At 61.3% G+C, this 3,188-nt stretch carries 2 protein-coding genes; one reads left to right on the top strand and one right to left on the bottom strand.

Annotated elements, in window-relative coordinates; translation table 11 throughout:
* Window positions 1–622: 622 nt before the first annotated feature.
* Window positions 623–1,819 carry an IS256 family transposase gene (locus AB6804_RS31680; RefSeq protein WP_370889809.1) on the bottom strand — a complete coding sequence of 399 codons (1,197 nt, stop codon included), beginning with the start codon at window positions 1,817–1,819 and terminating at the stop codon, window positions 623–625.
* Between the two features lie 368 nt (window positions 1,820–2,187).
* Between AB6804_RS31680 and AB6804_RS31675 the strand changes: the two genes are divergently transcribed.
* A partial coding sequence (locus AB6804_RS31675) for an IS256 family transposase (protein ID WP_370889808.1) occupies window positions 2,188–3,188 on the top strand: 1,001 nt, incomplete at its 3' end.

Here is a 3,188-nt window from a genome sequence, read left to right as displayed (position 1 = left end):
TGCGAAAATCGCGGCAAAGGCCGCGGCGACAGACCAAAGCTGCTTCAGAAGCACCTGTATTTCAGCAACCTGCTAAGCCGGTCCGCCTAAACTTGGACCTGGACCCCGAAGTACACAAGTAACTCAAGCTCCGCGCCGTGGAGAACGGCACGACGATAGCCAAGCGCGTGCGCGACTTGATTACACGGGAAATTGGCTAGCACGGGGCAAACTGGAGCGACGCGCCATGCCGAAACTCACCCCACACCGCGCTTATGCGCTGCGCCACCTTGACCGGGCGGTGAATCGGTTGGTTGCGGCCACCACGCCAACGGAGAAAGCACGGGCGGGCAGGTGGGCGCGGCTCTGGGCGAGAGCGGCGGGCGCGCCTTTTGATGCGCCTCCGGCGAGAGGCCCTCGGCGACACGGAATAGTTCAATAGGCAACAATCCCGCCCTCCCTATCGACTAGTAGAACGGGGATTGGGCGCGGGACTACAAAAGCCGGACAGGCGGCCCGCTGCGGCAGCGCAAGTTGTGTGCGGCAAGGTGTGCAGAAACCGGATGCCGGTGGTTTCAGTTGATCCTTCTGTGCGGCGTGCGGTGCGAAGGGCGTAGCCCCCAGCGCCCAACGCCGCACGCCGCTATGCAACAGCGCGCAAGAACTCCTTCTTCTGCTCGGCCAGCAGGGCCATGTTTAGATAGCGGCTGTCTTCCAGCCACGTTTCGTGCGTTTCGCTACACAGGGCCCTGATCAGCCGAAGGCACGACGCATCGTTCGGGAAAATCCTCACGATGCGCGTGCGCCGCTTGATCTCTTCGTTCAAGCGCTCGAGCATGTTGGTCGACTTCAAATGCTTGTGATGCGCGCGTGGCAGCCGGTAGAACGTCAGCGTCTCGGCAATGTTGCCTTCAACCCAATCCACGAGCTTCGGATATTTGCCCTGCCACTTAGTAATCCACGCCGCGAGATCTCGCTGCGCCTCCTGCAGATCGAGTCGGTCGTACATCCAGCGCAGTTCCTGCAAGCAGTCGTCATCGGCCTTGCGCGGCAGGTAGTCCAGTGCGTTGCGCAGGAAGTGCACGTAGCAGCGCTGCCAGGCGGCTTCCGGCAGCACCTCACCGATCGCCTTCTTGAGCCCCGCGTGGTCGTCCGAGGCGACGAACTCGACGCCTGACAGGCCGCGCTTCTTTAGCGCCAGAAGAAACTCTTTCCAGCTCGAATGGCTTTCGCGGTTGGCCAACTCCACAGCCAACACCTGCCGGTGGCCTTCCCAGTTGATGCCGATGGCGATCAGCACCGCTTGCGAACGAATCACGCCCGACTCACGCACCTTCTCATAGCGCGCGTCGACGATCAGATACGGATACGCCTCCTCTAACGGCCGGTGCGCAAACCTGGCCAGCGTTGCGTCGAGCCCTTTATTGATGGCGGAGATCGCTGAGGCCGAGAAGCTGTGACCGCACAGCTCTTCAGTAATCGCCTTGACCTTGCGCGTAGACACACCCTGCACGTACATCTCGGCCAACGCCGCCACCAACGCCTTTTCGCTGCGCGCATAGCGCTCGAACAGCGCCGTTGAGAATTCGCCATGCCGATCACGTGGCACGCGCAGCTCGAGTTTGCCGATGCGGGTCACCAGAGCGCGGCCGTAGTAGCCCGCACGATAGCCACTGCGTGTCTCCGTGCGCTCGTTGGGCGATGCCCCGAGCAGCTCGGTCATCTCCGCTTCGAGCACTTCCTGAAGCGCATCCTTCATGAGCGCCTTCATCAGGTCCCGGTCGCCGGCAACCAGCGCTTCCACTGGCGGCCGGTTCGTACTACGCTTGGTCGTGGCCATGGCGCAAGCCCTCCCGAGGGCAGGTTGACGAACTGGATATTCATCAACTTACACAACGGCCACCCCTTCCTTCGGCATCTCCCTGCCTGCGAACTTTCTGCGCACTTCTCGGCACATTACCGGTAAATTTCAACGTGGTCCCGGTACACGCCCGTTTCCCGCGCGGCCTGTTCCACGGCCTCCGGGCCATCGCAATAGCCTATGCGCCCAATCTCCTCTTCGCCGACAACCAAGCGGCCCCACCACTGGCCCGAGAGTTATGGTCGAAACTGGTGTTTGGATGAGGCGGGGGTTTGAAGGCGGTGGCGGTATAGCTGAGAATGTTGCTTGTCTAGGGTAACAACCAGCTAAACCGGAATCCACCACCAATGAAGAAGGTTACAGAAGAAACGAGCTCGGGTAAATCGGAAGCACCTCCCAGCGGCCTTGACGATTTGATTCAGCGAGGCGCGCGGCAGATCATCCAGCAAGCGATTGAGGCGGAGTTGACGACATTGCTCGAACGCTACGATAACGTGAAGACTCTCGACGGGAGGCGCGCCGTGATTCGCAATGGCTACCTGCCGGAGCGCGAGGTCGTCACGGCAATCGGTCCGGTCACGGTACAGGTGCCGAAGGTTCGCGATCGCTCAGGCTCGGGCGTGAAGTTCAATTCGAACATTGTGCCGCCCTATATTCGGAAGTCCCCCCGCGTGTCAGCGGCGTTGCCTTGGCTGTATCTACGTGGCGTCTCGACCGGCGACATGAGCGAGGCGCTGAGCGTGCTGCTGGGTGAAGAAGCCAAGGGTCTTTCGCCGAACGTAGTCAGCCGTCTGAAGGCTCAGTGGGCCGAAGAACACGCCCTTTGGAATCAGCGCGATCTGTCGAGCTCCCGCTGGGTCTACTGGTGGGCCGACGGCATACACACGGGGCTGCGCAGTGACGATTCGGATGGCCAGTGCCTGTTGGTCATCATCGGGGTGAAGCCCGACGGAACGAAAGAGCGTGTGGCAATTGGCGACGGCTTTCGCGAGTCGAAGGACGCCTGGTGCGAGCTCTTGCTGGACCTGAAAGCGCGAGGCCTACAAAGTGGTCCGCTGCTCGCGGCCGGCGATGGGGCAATGGGTCTATGGGCGGCATTGGCTGAAGTGTTTCCCAAGACGCGGCACCAGCGCTGCTGGTTTCACAAGACTGGAAACGTTCTTAACGCCTTGCCCAAATCACACCACGGTCGGGCCAAAGCCGGCCTGCAGGAGATTTGGCAAGCCGCCACACGCGAAGAAGCGCTCGCCGCTTTCGACCGCTTCGCCGGCGCCTATTCGGCCAAGTATCCGAAGGCGGCCGAAAAGCTCACGAAGGATCGCGACGAGCTGCTGGCCTTTTATGACTT

The sequence above is a fragment of the Caballeronia sp. RCC_10 genome, assembly GCF_041360715.1.
Lineage (GTDB): Bacteria > Pseudomonadota > Gammaproteobacteria > Burkholderiales > Burkholderiaceae > Caballeronia > Caballeronia grimmiae.
This window is presented reverse-complemented; position numbering and strand designations above follow the sequence as displayed.